At 54.9% G+C, this 14285-nt stretch carries 11 protein-coding genes; 5 read left to right on the top strand and 6 right to left on the bottom strand.

Going from position 1 to position 14285, the window contains the following annotated elements; translation table 11 throughout:
* The first annotated feature begins 152 nt into the window (after positions 1 to 152).
* Positions 153 to 1529 carry a dipeptidase gene (locus OSO_RS0135750; protein WP_010587607.1) on the top strand — a complete coding sequence of 459 codons (1377 nt, stop codon included), beginning with the start codon at positions 153 to 155 and terminating at the stop codon, positions 1527 to 1529.
* A gap of 81 nt (positions 1530 to 1610) precedes the next feature.
* Positions 1611 to 2066: a hypothetical protein gene (locus OSO_RS0135755; protein WP_157605932.1), complete on the top strand. Its 456-nt coding sequence runs from the start codon at positions 1611 to 1613 to the stop codon at positions 2064 to 2066.
* 42 nt (positions 2067 to 2108) lie between these two features.
* Here OSO_RS0135755 and OSO_RS0135760 read toward each other — a convergent pair whose 3' ends face one another.
* From OSO_RS0135760 to OSO_RS0135790, 6 genes are all read right to left on the bottom strand, one after another.
* Entirely contained in the window at positions 2109 to 2978 is an 870-nt protein-coding gene (locus tag OSO_RS0135760; protein WP_010587609.1) for a CheR family methyltransferase, read from the bottom strand.
* Between the two features lie 234 nt (positions 2979 to 3212).
* Positions 3213 to 4085, bottom strand: coding sequence for an HDOD domain-containing protein (locus OSO_RS0135765; RefSeq protein WP_010587610.1), 873 nt, complete (start codon positions 4083 to 4085; stop codon positions 3213 to 3215).
* Positions 4076 to 5206 (bottom strand): protein-glutamate methylesterase/protein-glutamine glutaminase, encoded by a 1131-nt coding sequence (locus OSO_RS0135770; RefSeq protein ID WP_010587611.1) that lies wholly within the window; start codon positions 5204 to 5206, stop codon positions 4076 to 4078. Before OSO_RS0135770 ends, OSO_RS0135765 begins: the two co-directional genes overlap by 10 nt.
* A gap of 630 nt (positions 5207 to 5836) precedes the next feature.
* Positions 5837 to 8257: a methyl-accepting chemotaxis protein gene (locus OSO_RS49045; RefSeq protein WP_010587613.1), complete on the bottom strand. Its 2421-nt coding sequence runs from the start codon at positions 8255 to 8257 to the stop codon at positions 5837 to 5839.
* Positions 8258 to 8564: 307 nt separating this feature from the next.
* Complete coding sequence (gatA, locus tag OSO_RS0135785; RefSeq protein WP_010587614.1) at positions 8565 to 10043, bottom strand: Asp-tRNA(Asn)/Glu-tRNA(Gln) amidotransferase subunit GatA; 1479 nt, start codon at positions 10041 to 10043, stop codon at positions 8565 to 8567.
* A gap of 263 nt (positions 10044 to 10306) precedes the next feature.
* Positions 10307 to 10507 carry a DUF6800 family protein gene (locus tag OSO_RS0135790; RefSeq protein WP_010587615.1) on the bottom strand — a complete coding sequence of 67 codons (201 nt, stop codon included), beginning with the start codon at positions 10505 to 10507 and terminating at the stop codon, positions 10307 to 10309.
* Positions 10508 to 11544: 1037 nt separating this feature from the next.
* Here OSO_RS0135790 and OSO_RS0135805 point away from each other — a divergent pair.
* The 3 genes from OSO_RS0135805 (at position 11545) to OSO_RS51530 (ending at position 14257) form a co-directional block, all read left to right on the top strand.
* Positions 11545 to 12834: a beta-ketoacyl-[acyl-carrier-protein] synthase family protein gene (locus OSO_RS0135805; RefSeq protein WP_010587617.1), complete on the top strand. Its 1290-nt coding sequence runs from the start codon at positions 11545 to 11547 to the stop codon at positions 12832 to 12834.
* Between the two features lie 255 nt (positions 12835 to 13089).
* A complete protein-coding gene (gene proC / locus OSO_RS0135810) occupies positions 13090 to 13914 on the top strand; it encodes a pyrroline-5-carboxylate reductase (protein WP_010587618.1) in 825 nt (274 codons plus the stop codon).
* Between the two features lie 172 nt (positions 13915 to 14086).
* The gene (locus OSO_RS51530) at positions 14087 to 14257 is read left to right on the top strand and encodes a hypothetical protein (RefSeq protein ID WP_010587619.1); all 171 of its coding nucleotides are present in this window, start codon (positions 14087 to 14089) and stop codon (positions 14255 to 14257) included.
* Positions 14258 to 14285: the final 28 nt, after the last annotated feature.

Below are 14285 nucleotides of genomic sequence, written 5' to 3' on the forward strand. Positions count from 1 at the left end.
TCAATCCGCCGTGATGGGTAGGGGCTGACACCTGCTCGTGTGGCTGGTCGCGATTCAATGCGGTTTCCTTCCGCGCGACGAGCGATCCCTGTATCCTCCGGATGACATCATCGGGATGTACAACTTCGACTCCACGGCGGAAAAATTGCACGATGAACGACACTGTCGCCCAATATCTGACCCAGCATGCCGATCGGTTTGTGGACGAGCTGAAAGAGTTTCTGCGCATTCCCACCGTTAGCGCCGATCCTGCCTGCAAACCGCACATGTTGCGTGGGGCCGAATTTGTTTACCGACAGTTTTCTCGACTGGGATTCAATGCCGAAATCGTGCCCACGGCAGGCCACCCCATTGTCTATGCCGAATGGCTCAAGGCACCAGGTGCACCGACCGTTCTCGTTTATGGCCACTATGACGTGCAGCCTGCGGACCCCCTCGATCTCTGGACGACTCCTCCCTTCGAGCCGACCTTGCGAGACGGTTGCCTTTACGCGCGCGGGGCGACGGATGACAAAGGTCAAGTCTTCACACATATCAAGTCGGCAGAAGCCTGGTTGAATGCTGTCGGGGCGCTGCCGGTCAATTTGAAATACGTCATTGAAGGTGAAGAGGAAGTTGGCAGTCGCAATCTGGAAGACTTCCTGGAAGCTCGCAAGAAATCGTTTGCCTGTGATGTGGCCGTTGTCAGTGATACCAGCCAATACGGACCGAATCAGCCCGCAATTACTTACGGACTTCGCGGAATCGTCGCGGTCGAAATGACGCTGACGGGACCAAAAAAGGACCTGCATTCGGGTGTGTTTGGTGGTGCTGTCGCAAACCCTGCCAGCGGCGTCGCCAGATTGATCGCGGCGTTACACGACGATCAGGGGCGCGTGCAGATTCCCGGCTTCTATGACGACGTGACGCCGCTCACCGATGCCGAACGAAAGCAGTTCGCCGATCTCGGGTTTGACGAAGAGGCCTTCAAGGCTGAATTGGGCGTCACAGAGGTGTTCGGCGAGGTCGGATATTCGACAACCGAACGCCGTTGGGCTCGACCAACGTGTGAAGTGAACGGACTGTTCAGCGGCTATACCGGCGTCGGTCCAAAAACGATCGTTCCTTCGAAGGCGACCGTGAAGATCACCTGCCGCCTGGTGCCTTCCCAAGATCCCCACAAGATCGTGCAATCGTTGGAAACGTTTCTCAAATCGAAATGCCCCTCGTCGCTCACGTTTGAATTCACTAGCTATCACGGTTGCCCCGCCTTCGTGCTCGATCCCACTAGTCCCTACATCGAAGCCGCCTCGCAGGCGATTCGTGAGGCGTGGGGAGTTGACACCGTGCGGCTGATCCGCGAAGGAGGATCGATCCCAGTCGTTCAGACCTTCAAGGATGTGCTGGGGCTGGACACCTTGCTGCTGGGCTGGGGCCAGAATACTGACAATCTCCATAGTCCGAACGAACACTTCTCCGTCACCGATTTTCATCGGGGGATCAGCGCCAGTGCCGGGTTGTGGCAAAAACTGGCTGAAATGCCAAAGTAATGAGATTCGAGTGCGAGATCCCGCTCGCCGATGGCGTCGTTGCGTGACGCAGATAACCATAAATCGAATGAAAGTCTGAATGTGAGCCAGCCACAATTGCCGACCAACGATCCACAGTTTCCCGGTGGAACCGTTCAACTGTCCGGACGCAAGCTGGTCATTTCCCTGCTCATTATGGGGATTGCGACGACATCCCTGATGTTCGTGTATTGGGAGCAGCACACACGACCATTTCGATCATTGCGCGAAGCGATCGGGCGTGAATTTAAACATTCCCGTCCGAACGTCGAAGGAGGTCGTCAAAAAGGACGAGGTCCCTGGACCTTACGGATTTCGATGAAAGTCGATTTCCCGCCTACAGAGGATACGGGTCGGGCTCAGGAAATTGCGAATCGAATTCTGCAGCTCACAAGTCAAATTCAGCGCGACAACCAGTATGAGAACATTGAGCTGAATTTGATTCAGTTTATCCCTCAGGAAGTGGCCAAGACGAAGACGATCACTTGGACGGCTGAGGAACTGAAAGCGGAACAATAGCGTGCCTCTCGTTCTGAATAGGATTGCCTGTCCAATTTCGAGCTATGCGCGAACCGAGGCTGCCTTCACGGCGCGTGTGGGCAGGACGGGGTCGTCATAGCCCTTCAGGCGATAGATGCTCGCTTTCTCGACTTCGGTACGGACGAAGCTGTCGTCGAGGCTGAAGGTGCTTTCGGCACCTCCCAAGAACAGGTATCCGTCGCACCGCAATTTGTTGCGGACCTTTCCCAAAATGTCTTTCTTGGTTTGGACATCAAAATAGATCAGCACATTGCGGATGAAGACGATATCCATCGTATTGATCGCAGGCCATGCATCGATCAAGTTGAGTTGACGGAACTCAACCTTGTTTCGAACGCGTTCGCACAACTCCCACTGCATGCCATTACGCTGAAAGTATTTCACGACCAATGGGCTAGGAAGGCCTCGATTCACTTCAATCTGATTGAATCGTCCCGACCGAGCTCGTTCCAGAACCTGCGTGGAAAGGTCGGTCGCCAGAATCTTCACGTCCCACGCGGCAAGTTGCGGAAAATTTTCTTCGATCAGCATCGCGATCGTATATGGTTCCTGGCCAGTGGAACACGCAGCGCACCAGATTCGTAGTTGACGGCTGAGAGAACGTCGGGCAATCAGCTCTGGCAAGATCACCTTCTTCAGCGCCTCGAATGGTTGCAGATCGCGAAAAAAAGAGGTTTCGTTCGTGGTCATCGCTTCGATGACTTTGCCGTGAAGCGTTCCGTATCCGGTTGTCCGCATTTTGGCAACGAGATCGGCGATTGTGCCGAGACCTTCGGTACGGGCCAACGGTTGCAATCGAGACTCGATCAGATAGCTCTTTTCCAAGTCGAGCACGATTGCAGCGCGTTGGTGGCAGAGATCGCGAATGTATTCGAAGTCAGCCGTTTCCAAAGCACACCCCAACGATCGATCGTCTTGAAATAATTGTGACCCTTCGATATCCGGGTCCGATGAAATGTCACGTTATTTATCGTAGGTTCCTCGAAGGACCTGTACTGCGTTCATCCGACCTCGGTTTGAATGTCCCGCAAATGTGCGAGGGCGGTGTTTGTCCGGTTCGTGAGGGAAAGTCACCTTGATGGGGCATCGCGCCAACAAATGGATCGAATTGGTCTTTGTCGTGCGCTAAATGAATTCCGCAGACACCGCAGCGAGTCGCTCTTTGACCATACTGACAATCTTGTTGGTACTCTCTTCGCGTAGCCCCAGTCGTTTTAGATCTTTCGTGAGATCAAGCTGTTCTACTGCGACCTGTTCGTCGTTAGTGTGTTCGCCAGGTGTGATTACACGATGCGCCACAGCATTTGCGAAATGCGTGACGTGGACAAGATCGTTGTCGCAGGATTCTGGCGTATGGTGAAAGCCGATTCCCAGGACGAGCGGCTCGGGTAACCCCCAGTGTTGAGCGATCAACGCGCCAACTTCAGCGTGTTGCAGCGAAAGGATCTCGGCCTCGGCTGCAAAAGCGGACTGCTTTCCGTCGATCTGGGCCCTTGCCAGAAACTCCAGTGTTTCATCGTTCAAAAAATTGCCCAGGACCACTTTTCCGATATCGTGAAGCAGGGCCGCGGTGAACGCGAGTGATGAAATCCGTTTCCGAGTGAACGATCGCAAAATGTCCGCCGTCATCGCGGCAGCGAGCGAGTGCGACCAGAAAGTACGGCCTGACAAATGATATCCCGGAATGACGCTCGCGATGTTGGGTTGAATGCATGAACCGATCGCGAGTCCCAGGACGGCGCCACTTCCCAAGCGAATCACGGCGTCTTTGACTTCACCGATCGTTCGGCTTGAGGAACTGTAGACGGAATTCGCAACGCGTAGCAATTTTAATGTTAATGCGGGGTCGCATTCGATCACCTGCACGACGTCGGAAAGATCGACGTTGTCGTTGGCCACAATGCTCGCCAGCCGAACCGTCGATTGAGGAAGCGCGGGCAACCCATAAGCGCTCCGTATGACCGCGTCCTGATCGAGTTGCAATTGACTCACGAGCATACGTCGACCTCCAGGTGGTGGGATATCTGTCGATGCTTCTGCACCCGATTGTGAATTTCGATTGCGATCTGATGCAACGGAAGCACGCAGTCGGCCAGTCCAGCTTTTGCGACGAACCCTGGCATTCCCCAGACCACGCTGGATTTCTCGTCTTGTGCAATGATTTGTCCGCCGACCTCCCGAATGAACTGGCAACCGCGCAGACCATCCTGGCCCATGCCCGTCAGAATGACTCCCAGTACACCCGCTCCATAGGCTTCGACCACAGAACGAAATAAAACGTCAACAGAAGGGCGGCAGGAATTCTCAGGAGGAAGCTGATTCAGATACATTACAACTTCGGTGGATTGACGCTTCACGGCCATATGAAAATCACCTGGGGCGATATAGGCCGTTCCGCGCTCAAGCGAAACCCCGTTCGTTCCATGGACCACACGAATTTGCGACATCTTGTTCAACCGCTCGGACAACGCCTCGGTGAAGTTTGCCGGCATGTGCTGGACAATCAGAATCGGCACGGGAAAGTACTTTGGGATCGCGGGCAAAATCTCGCATAGCGCATTCGGACCGCCTGTCGAAACACCCATCGCGACGACGTCGATTCGACCCTCCGAAGAATTTGCCGTTGGAACAGCCAAATGTATTCGAGAAGCTGATTTCTGTTGAAGGCCCTTTTCGGGATTTCTCACGGACGAGTTTGATGGCGACTTAAATCTAGGGCAGAGTGCTTTGATCTTCGGAATCAATTGATCTCTGAGCGTGCGTTGAACTTCGGCCGGGCTGAATTCACCGACCGGTTTGGCGACATAGTCGCTGGCGCCCCGTGCGAACGCATCGAGTGTCAACGACGCTCCGCGCTGTGTCCACGCGCTAAACATGATTACCGGAAGTCGGGCATAGAGCTTTCGGATTTCGGTCAAGGTTTCAAGCCCATTCCAGCCGGGCATCTCTACATCCAGGATCACGACGTCGGGACAGACTTGCGCGATCTTGGCGATCCCGATTTTGCCATTCGCCGCAACGCCTGCGACCTCAATAGCCGAGTCTGCTGAAAGGACCTCTGTGATCGATTTTCGAGCCACAACGGAATCATCAACAATGAGTACACGGATCTTGATCATTGACGATATGCTCAGTCTCAGTGTCACACAAAACCTCTGCAAGAATGATCGATTCTTCAGCGGCCCAATCTGTCAAAAATTCATCGGTGAATGTGAGAAACGCACACTTACTTCGCGCGTCGTATTAAAGAGTGTCCAATGGCGATTATTCGTCCAATGCGCACAGACTCGCAAAGGTGATTCCAGCGACAATTCCCCCCCCCAATGTTTCACGCTGCATTTGTGAAGAGTGTTTCCAGCGTGTCGATCCATCCAGCAGGACGCATGAGCTTTTTGGCTCGTGTTGGCGTTTTTAAAGCGGGACTGATGCCTGTCGCTGTCGTCGGTGATGCTTGCCCTCACCGGTGTTGCTGCAGCCGATGTCAGTCACCGCAGTCATCTTCGATAGTGATCGTACTATCGATCAATAAGTCTAACGGCCGCACGGTGTGGGGTGGGTGCCTCAGGTGCATTCGGACGAGTGTCAGAATGCACCTGAGGTTCCGACGCGCAAGACGTCGGTCAATGTGGTCGGTGATTGGCGCGAGTCGCCATCTCGATGCCGGATTGTTTCGCTCGTCTTTGCTCAAATAAGATGACCGACCGCAGTGCTGCTCACTGCGGTCGGTCATCTGTGAATCGCTTCGCAAATTATTTTGACACCGGAGTGTTGTTTGTTCGCTTGGCGGTTTCAGTGCGTGCACTGTTGTATTCAGAAACAAGATGCTGCAGTTCAGCCGCCATGCGAGCGAGCTCTTGCGAGGCGCATTGGCTGTTGAGTGCACCTTCATTTGTTGTCTTGGCGGCCTGTGCGACGGACGTAATATTCTGAGCGATTTCTGTCGTGCCTCGTGACGCCTCGACCACGCTACGGCTGATCTCGTTCGTCGTCGCCGTCTGTTCTTCAACAGCGCTGGCGATCGTGCTTGAGATGTCGTTGATCTGATGGATGACGGCGCTGATCTCGTCGATGGCGGTGATTGCGCCGCGAGTGTCGTTCTGGATCGCCTCAATCTTGTGGCTGATATCTTCAGTCGCCTTGGCTGTCTCTTTCGCGAGTTCTTTCACTTCGTTCGCGACAACGGCGAATCCCTTGCCTGCCTCGCCAGCACGCGCGGCTTCGATCGTTGCATTCAGTGCCAAGAGGTTCGTTTGCTGCGCGATGGACGTAATGACCTTAATGACATTCCCGATTTCCGTACTCGATTCACCCAGTTTCGCGATCGTGGCATTGGTCGCTTCGGCTACTTTCACGGCGGATGTTGCGACGCGGGCCGCATCCGTTGCATTCTTGGCGATCTCTTTAATGCTCGCGCTCATTTGTTCGATGCCGGTTGCCACGGTTTCGGTGTTTCGACTCACCTGTTCGGAAGCCGCCGAGACGGCCTCTGTTTGGGCTGATGTCTCTTCAGCATTCACACTCATTTGCGAACTGACGGCGGAGAGCTGTTCCGACGCGGCGGCCATCGCTGACGAATTTTCGGCCACGACCCGAAGCACCGATTCCATCTTGGTTGTCATTTCCTTATCGCGTGCATCTCGAGCAATCGATTCGGTCACGATTTTCCAAACGACTGACGCACCCAAATAATTCTTCTTGGTGTCGAACACTGCGTTGACCATGAGATCAATCGTTTCGTCGCCGAAAGCAATCTCGGTGTGTCGAGGCAGATTTCTGGGATCACCGAGGACTTGTCGCTGATGAGTCGGATTCTTGTGAAAGACATCAATACTCTGGCCAATCAATTTCTCTGCTGGCACCGGCAGCATCCGCTGGAGCAACTTGAGCGTGGATAAGGCGGACGGGTTCATGTACTGAATTCGATTTTCGGTATCTGCAAACATGATGTTGATTGGGACATCTTCGACAATACCCGCATACAGAGCGTTGGCCTGCCGAAGCCTGACGGCCTCTGTAATGTCATGTGCATATTCAATGACCTTCGCGGGCTGACCATTCGTATCTGTAACAGGATTGAACGAAGCCTGAATCCAGATTTCTTTTCCATCCTTGCCGAGGCATTTATATTCGCCGGTCTGATACTGGCCATCTCGGAGATCCCGCCAGAACTGCTTTGCTTCGGCGCTGGACCGCTTGATTGGTTCAAGGAAGATGTCGTGATGCTGGCCGACGATGTCGCTCAGCGCATAGCCCGTTGCGTCAAGGAAAGTCTGGTTGGCGGAAATAATCGTGCCGTCCAGCTTGTATTCGACGGCACCCTGAATTCGGCGAATCGCGGCGATTTCACTGGCGGCGTCGAGATTCTTCTCCGATGCTTTCAGCGACTGGATCATTTCGTTTACCGCGCGAGCAAGGCGCGCGAATTCGTCGTTTCCACTTTCGTCGAGGTGCTGGGTGAGGTCCCCTTTCGCGATAGCGCTGACAACTTTTAGTGTCGAATTCATCTGTTGAATGATGCCGCGGCCGATGGCATATGCAAAAGCACATGAAAAGACGATCACGGTAAATCGCAAGAACGTCAGGATTGAAGAACGAGTGGCGATCGCAGTCGAGGTCGTCTTCTCGTTCGCACTGGCGCTTTCGGTGGTCAGCTTCGACAATTTGTCGATCGACGCACGATGCTCAGTATAGGTTTGCGCAAGTGGACCTTCGAGAAGTTCCGATGCCAGTGTGGTGTTTCCTGCAATGATGGCAGGGATAAACATTTCTTCGAATGTTCGGAAGAAGGCGTCCGCAGGGGGACGCGATCTATTGACCAGTTCATCGCGGATGTCCCCTTTGAGAAGGGCATTATCCCAAAATTCGATACCCTGGTTGTATTCGACCCTCAGTTGTTTGTACTTCTCAATCAATGCTTCAAGGGCTTGGGGCGGCTTCGCAATCAGCATGCGATGTGCCACGAGATTCGCTTCAATGATGTAGAGCGGGGGTGGCAGGATATCCGCGATCAGGTTCTTGTCCTGAACAATTCTCGCATACAATGGGCCATTCACCTTTGTGTAGTTGAGAATCGATGATGAGAAAACCCCAAAGCCAATCAGGCAGCCGACGAACATCGTGACGAGAACGATGAGCTTGGTGCGGATTGAAAGATTTCGAAGGATCGACACAGCAGTTTTCTCCCGAGCGGGCACGTAGTGATACGAGGTGGTATCCGCTGATATCGGAAGAATGGCATGGGCGCTCGATGCCAAAATCTCGGGCGACGCCCTACAGACTCACTTCTGCATCGAATAGAAAACTGCCGAAATCCATTTGAATCGGAGTTCGGACTACGGTTGTCACCACCGGATTCACGATCAGAAATGCCGATAGACGCGTGCGAAATCAGTGCAGGGATTTACACAGTCACGACAAGAAAGTCCTGTGCGCTCGAGGGGAATGCGAACTGTGTGACGAAAACGAACGTTGCGATTCTTAACGCGCGGCGAGTTGAGGGATCTCGCGATGCCATTGGGTCTCGCGTTCAAACATCCGCGCCGCCCGAAGCAAGCGGTCTTCTTCGAAGGGCGGGGCGAGCAACTGCAGGCCGATTGGCAGCTTCGTAGACGTCATTCCACAGGGAACCGAGATTCCAGGGATTCCAGCCAGGTTGGCGCTGATCGTATAGATGTCGGACAAATACATCGCGAGCGGGTCACTTGTTTTTTCGCCCAATTTGAATGCGGCAGTCGGGGTCACCGGGCCGGCGATGACGTCGACCTTTTCAAACGCGGCGTCGAAGTCGCCGCGAATCATGCGGCGCACTTGAAGTGCTTTGGTATAGAACTTGTCCGCATACCCGGCCGAGAGGGAAAACACGCCAAGCATGATTCGCCGCTTCACTTCGGCTCCGAATCCTTCGCCTCGGCTGGCTTCATACATCTCCACCAAATTGTGGCCCGCATTGGAACTGCGGTGCCCATAGTGAACTCCGTCATACCTCGACAAGTTGCTGGATGCTTCCGAGGTGGCGACCAGGTAATAGGTCGAGACCGCATAACGCGAGTGCGGCAGATGCACGTCGATCAGTTCCGCGCCGAGAGTCTTGTAGAGTTCATAGGCGTGGCGCACGCTCCGCTCAATTTCGGGGTCGAGGCCTTCGGCGAAATGCTCGACAGGAACGCCAATTCGCAATCCCCGAAGTGGCTGCTCGAATGTTTGGCTATAGCGAGAGGCCGGCTGTTGCACACTGGTGGAATCGCGTGGGTCGTGGCCCGCAATGGCTTCGAGGAGCAAGGCTGCGCCATGCACGTCGGTGGCGAGAGGTCCGATCTGGTCGAGCGAACTCGCATAGGCAATCAATCCGTAGCGGGAGACGCGTCCGTATGTCGGCTTCAAGCCGACAATTCCACACAGCGCGGCGGGTTGCCGGATCGAACCTCCCGTGTCGCTTCCCAGTGCTAAGGGGGCCATCCGTGCGGCAACCGCTGCCGCGGAACCACTGCTAGAGCCGCCTGGGATTCGTTCGGTGTCCCACGGATTTCGGGTCGGACCAAAGGCAGAGTTCTCGCCCGACGATCCCATCGCGAACTCGTCCATGTTCGTTCGGCCGATCAATACGGCGTCGGCCTGACGCAGTCGGGTGATCGCATGGGCGTCGTACGGCGGCACAAACTTCTCAAGAATCCGGCTGCCGCAGGTGGTTGGCTCGCCCACTGTACAGAGCAGGTCTTTCACCGCGACAGGAATTCCCGCCAATAGCCCCACTTCCTGGCCAGAGGCACGCTTCTGATCGATCGCGGCGGCCTGGCGGAGTGCTGAGTCGCGGTTCACGTGGACGAATGCGTGGATCTGGTTGTCGTGGTGCTGGATCTGATCTAGATGCGCGGTGGCGACTTCAACGGCCGAAACCGCTCGTGCGTTCAATTGAAGTTGGAGTTCGGCCAGGGGGATGGTTGTCAGAGACGATGCCACGTATCGGTCCTTCCGTCATCCAATCAGATTGTTCTGATGCACAAATCTCTACCAAACCGATGGCGATCGCGTGCATAACAAAAAAGCAAGAAGATTCTGAGTTGGGATCGCAGTTGATGAATTTCGCGGGCTGTAAGCGCAGGAAATCTGTCGAGACTCTAGCAAGCTGTCAGGTTTCAATCGAAGCGATTCCAACGAAAAAAGCACGACTAAGACTAAGCGCCTCGTCGTGCTTCTTGAATCCAGGATCTTCGAAGTCGAAATTACTTCGCCTTCTGTTCGCCCTTGAGCGTGGCGACGCGTTCTTCCAAGTTGTAGTACGGGCTCAATCGTCGCACCTTCGTGGCGATGACGACCTTATCCGCCTGGGCGGTGGCCTTCATGTACTTTTCGACCAGCTTTTGAATTTTGACCTTACGGTGACGGCGGCGAGCGATCTCGCGATCTCGTTCAATACGCGGCATAATTCGGGGTCTTCTTTGGAAGCAAAATGCGGATACGTAGGATGTTAAGCGATGAATCGGATTCGATTACCGCAATTTCTTGTGACAGGTTTTGCAGCGAACTCGCATTCCTACCAGCTTGTTGCACTTTGGGCAGCGTTTGGCTTTGCGAGCGAGTTTCAACTTGGTTCGTGGGCGATAAACCATTCCAGCACCTTCAGTGACGCCGACCGGTCAGGGCCTGCGTCGATTCCGTGTTGTCTGAATATTCGATGTCGTTTGCTGCATTCGAGCTTAATCTGATGCTGACGATCGACTTGCGATCAAATCGCCTATCGAAGTGCTTTACGAGCAAAACACTCGCAAAACGATCCTGCAACAGAGCAAGCTGTTCCTGATTTTCTCAGGATGAACCGGACAACCGGAACTGACAACGTCAGGTGTCCCAGTTTTCCAGGTAAGGAGTCGATTTGGTCTGCCGGACTCGCTTTTTCGGCGGCGGACGGCTCCCGAAATCGGGCCCGGGAGTTTAACGATTGGCCGCCGGTCCCGCAAGTGATGAGGTCCCTTGTTGACTTTTCACTGCGATTTGACTGTAATCTTGCACGCCGATCGTAACCAATCGGTGGTACGGTTTTCAACTTGGCGACTGCGTCCGCTGGGCGATGACTCAATTGGTCCTTGGGTGATCGTGGATAAGGTCGCTAAGACTTGCAGTGGTTTTGGGTGTTTTTGAGTGCTGGTGCTCGATGAGCGGGAAACTTTCGTCGTAATTTCGGCGGGGAATTCCGGTTCCTCAGGTTCGAGGAAACAGGATCGACCGGGACGCGCAGAACAACCGATAGACAGATTGTGAAGTCTTTCGTTGGATGCGGTCTCGTGCGAGTTGGATTCTGTTCGCAGAGATTTCCATTTCACAGCGTTGGTTCGCGATGAGGCGGACCAGGTTGTTGGAAGGCATCAGTGGAAGAAAACAGCGACTGGCGAAGGTTGCCGGGCGCGAAAATAACAACTTTGGCGCCAGGATTGTGTTGCCAAAGTGCTGACGGGGTCTGGCTATGACGGCTAGTTCCGATTCTCATCGCGTGGTTGTCACGGGGGTGGGAGTTGTTTCTCCGATTGGGATCGGTCAGGAATCGTTCTGGCAAAATTTAATTGCCGGGCGGTCGGGGATCGACCTATTGACGGCATTTCCGTCCGGTGGCTTGCCTTCGAAGCTGGCTGCCGAGGTCCATGATTTCGATCCTCTCGAACATATCTACAATCGCAAATTCCTGAAGGTGATGTCCCGCGACATCCAACTGGGGGTTGCGAGTGCTTCGATGGCGATGAAAGACGCCGCGCTGCCACATGGGTCGATTGACCCCGAGCGGTTGGGTGTCGAATTCGGCGCGGGGCATATGTCTGCCACTCCAGAAGAGCTGGCAGATGCGTCGCGTCATCTGCAGCAGACCGCAGACGGCGTGTCGTTCGAAGGCTGGGCCGAAGAAGGGCTCGGTCAGATCGCACCGCTGTGGTTGCTGAAGCAACTGCCGAATATGCCTGCTTGTCACGTTGCGATCGAGCACGACGCACGTGGTCCAAACAATACGATTACAAGCTGCGAATCGTCGGCGCTGTTGGCGTTGGCGGAAGGGATGCGGGCGATCGAACGTGGTGCGGCTGACGCGATGATTGTCGGGGCCTGCAGTTCGTACATTCATCCTTTGGAAATTGCTCGGCTGAATCTGTACGAAAACCTCGCTCGCGGCGACGATCCGCGGTTTGCCTGCCGGCCATTCGATCGTGATCGCAATGGAACGGTCGTGGGCGAAGGGGCTGCATCGTTTGTTCTTGAGCGATACGAACATGCGATCAGTCGTGGTGCGCCAATCTATTGCGAAATCCTGGGTGTGGGTGCGGGTTGCGATGGCAGTGATCCAGCCAATCGATCGAGTGGCCTGGGGCTCGCCCGGTCGATCGAGGCCGCACTGAAGCGGTCAGATCTGACTCCGCGCGATCTGGGGCATATCAACGCGCACGGTAAAGGCACGTTGAAAGACGATATTGCGGAATCGCGAGCGTACCACCGTGCGTTGGGGGCGTTGGCTGATTCGATTCCTGTGACGGCTCTGAAAAGTTACTTCGGGCATTTTGATGCCGGAGCAGGGGCCGTGGAGCTGGCGGGAAGTCTCTTGGCGATGCGTCACGGTCAGCTGCCTGTGACCTTGAACTATCGGAACCCAGATCCCCTGTGTCGTTTGAATATTATTCACGACGAGCCGCTGAAGATCAGTAATGGTATCGCGTTGAGTGTCAACCGAACACGAATGGGGCAGAGTGCCGCCGCGGTGATCCGCGCGATTTGATCCAGCAATTGCTAGAGCATCCCTCGCTCGCGGGCTATATATTGTGGCCCGCGAGCGAGGGATTTTTCATTCTCTTGGGCTGCGACAGAGTTCGTGGGAGGCCTCGTCTGGCGAGGGCGAACGGTCGTTTCGCGGCGATCGGCGCTGCGGCTCGGGGGAGAGCGGAGTTGGTCGCGATTGCATTGATCTTGTATCGCGGGACTCGCAAGAGTTCTCACGGGCGAGTGCCTCACTTTTAGAGCAGGGATGGATTGCATGTCTGATGCGGGTAGTGGTTTGAGCGTTGGGTTTATTGGGGCCGGCCAAATGGCCACGGCGCTGGCAAAGGGGTTTATTGCTGCAGGCTCGCTGTCGAGGGAGTCGATTGTTGCCTGCGATGTGGTGGCGGCAGCGGGACAACGGTTCGTCGAACAAACCGGAGCTCGACTTGGCGAGTCGATTGCCGAAGTGGCGTCGGCTTCAAGCGTGATCTTTCTGGCGGTCAAACCACAGCAAATGTCCGCCGTGTTTCATGAGTTGCGCCATGCCATGACGCACGATCCGCTGATTGTTTCGATTGCGGCGGGTGTCACGCTGAAATCGATGTCGGCTGGATTGCGCGAAGATGTGCGAATGATTCGCGTGATGCCAAACACGCCGTGTCTTGTCGGGGCCGGAGCCAGCGCCTTTGCGCGTGGGCCAAAGGCGACTGCGGCCGATGGCGCGCTTGTCCAAAAACTGCTGTCAAATGTGGGGTTGGCGGTCGAAGTGCCGGAAAAGCTGCTGGATGCCGTGACGGGACTTTCGGGTAGCGGGCCGGCTTATATCTATCAAATCATCGAAGCACTCAGTGATGGTGGCGTTCGGATGGGGTTGCCACGTGAAACGGCAACGAAGCTGGCGGCGCAAACTGTTGCAGGGGCTGCACAAATGGTGCTGATGACGGGTCAGCATCCGGGGGCCTTGAAGGATGCCGTCACCAGCCCCGGTGGAACAACGATCGCCGGTTTGCATGCTCTGGAGCGTGGGGGGCTTCGCGGGACTCTCATGAACGCCGTTCAAGCGGCAACCGAACGGGCTCGCGAGCTTGACGCGTCGTAAAATCTTATGCCCGTAGCGGAAACGTGAATTCTTGCGGATTTTATCGGGATGGCTGTTCCAACCAGAGAGATCCGCTAGAATGGCGAGTTCCACTCCATCTGTAGGGTGGTTTGTTCGGGTTGGTGAATGACTCAACCCCATCTGGGTTGTTTTCAGGTTGAAGGACTGGACGATGTCCAAAGCGGATTTGAAGAAGATTGATGTCAAAGTGGCGCTCGCAGAGAAGTACGAGCGATTGGCCTCGGTGGCTGGCAGCAAGCCAAAGCGCCGAACGTTCATGTTCCACGCCAATCACTTTCGCAATCAAGTGAAGGCCATGCGAGACAAGCTCGGCATCAAGTGATCGCCTGATTGTTTCATTGTCTTCAGCG

The sequence above is a fragment of the Schlesneria paludicola DSM 18645 genome, from assembly GCF_000255655.1.
Taxonomy (GTDB): domain Bacteria; phylum Planctomycetota; class Planctomycetia; order Planctomycetales; family Planctomycetaceae; genus Schlesneria; species Schlesneria paludicola.

What these genes read in the sequence shown, in the direction of transcription:
- OSO_RS0135750 (WP_010587607.1), top strand. Translation starts at nt 153, where the DNA reads ATGAACGACACTGTCGCCCAATATCTGACCCAGCATGCCGATCGGTTT.
- OSO_RS0135765 (WP_010587610.1), bottom strand. Translation starts at nt 4,085, where the DNA reads ATGCTCGTGAGTCAATTGCAACTCGATCAGGACGCGGTCATACGGAGC.
- OSO_RS0135770 (WP_010587611.1), bottom strand. Translation starts at nt 5,206, where the DNA reads ATGATCAAGATCCGTGTACTCATTGTTGATGATTCCGTTGTGGCTCGA.
- OSO_RS0135790 (WP_010587615.1), bottom strand. Translation starts at nt 10,507, where the DNA reads ATGCCGCGTATTGAACGAGATCGCGAGATCGCTCGCCGCCGTCACCGT.
- OSO_RS0135805 (WP_010587617.1), top strand. Translation starts at nt 11,545, where the DNA reads ATGACGGCTAGTTCCGATTCTCATCGCGTGGTTGTCACGGGGGTGGGA.
- proC (WP_010587618.1), top strand. Translation starts at nt 13,090, where the DNA reads ATGTCTGATGCGGGTAGTGGTTTGAGCGTTGGGTTTATTGGGGCCGGC.
- OSO_RS51530 (WP_010587619.1), top strand. Translation starts at nt 14,087, where the DNA reads ATGTCCAAAGCGGATTTGAAGAAGATTGATGTCAAAGTGGCGCTCGCA.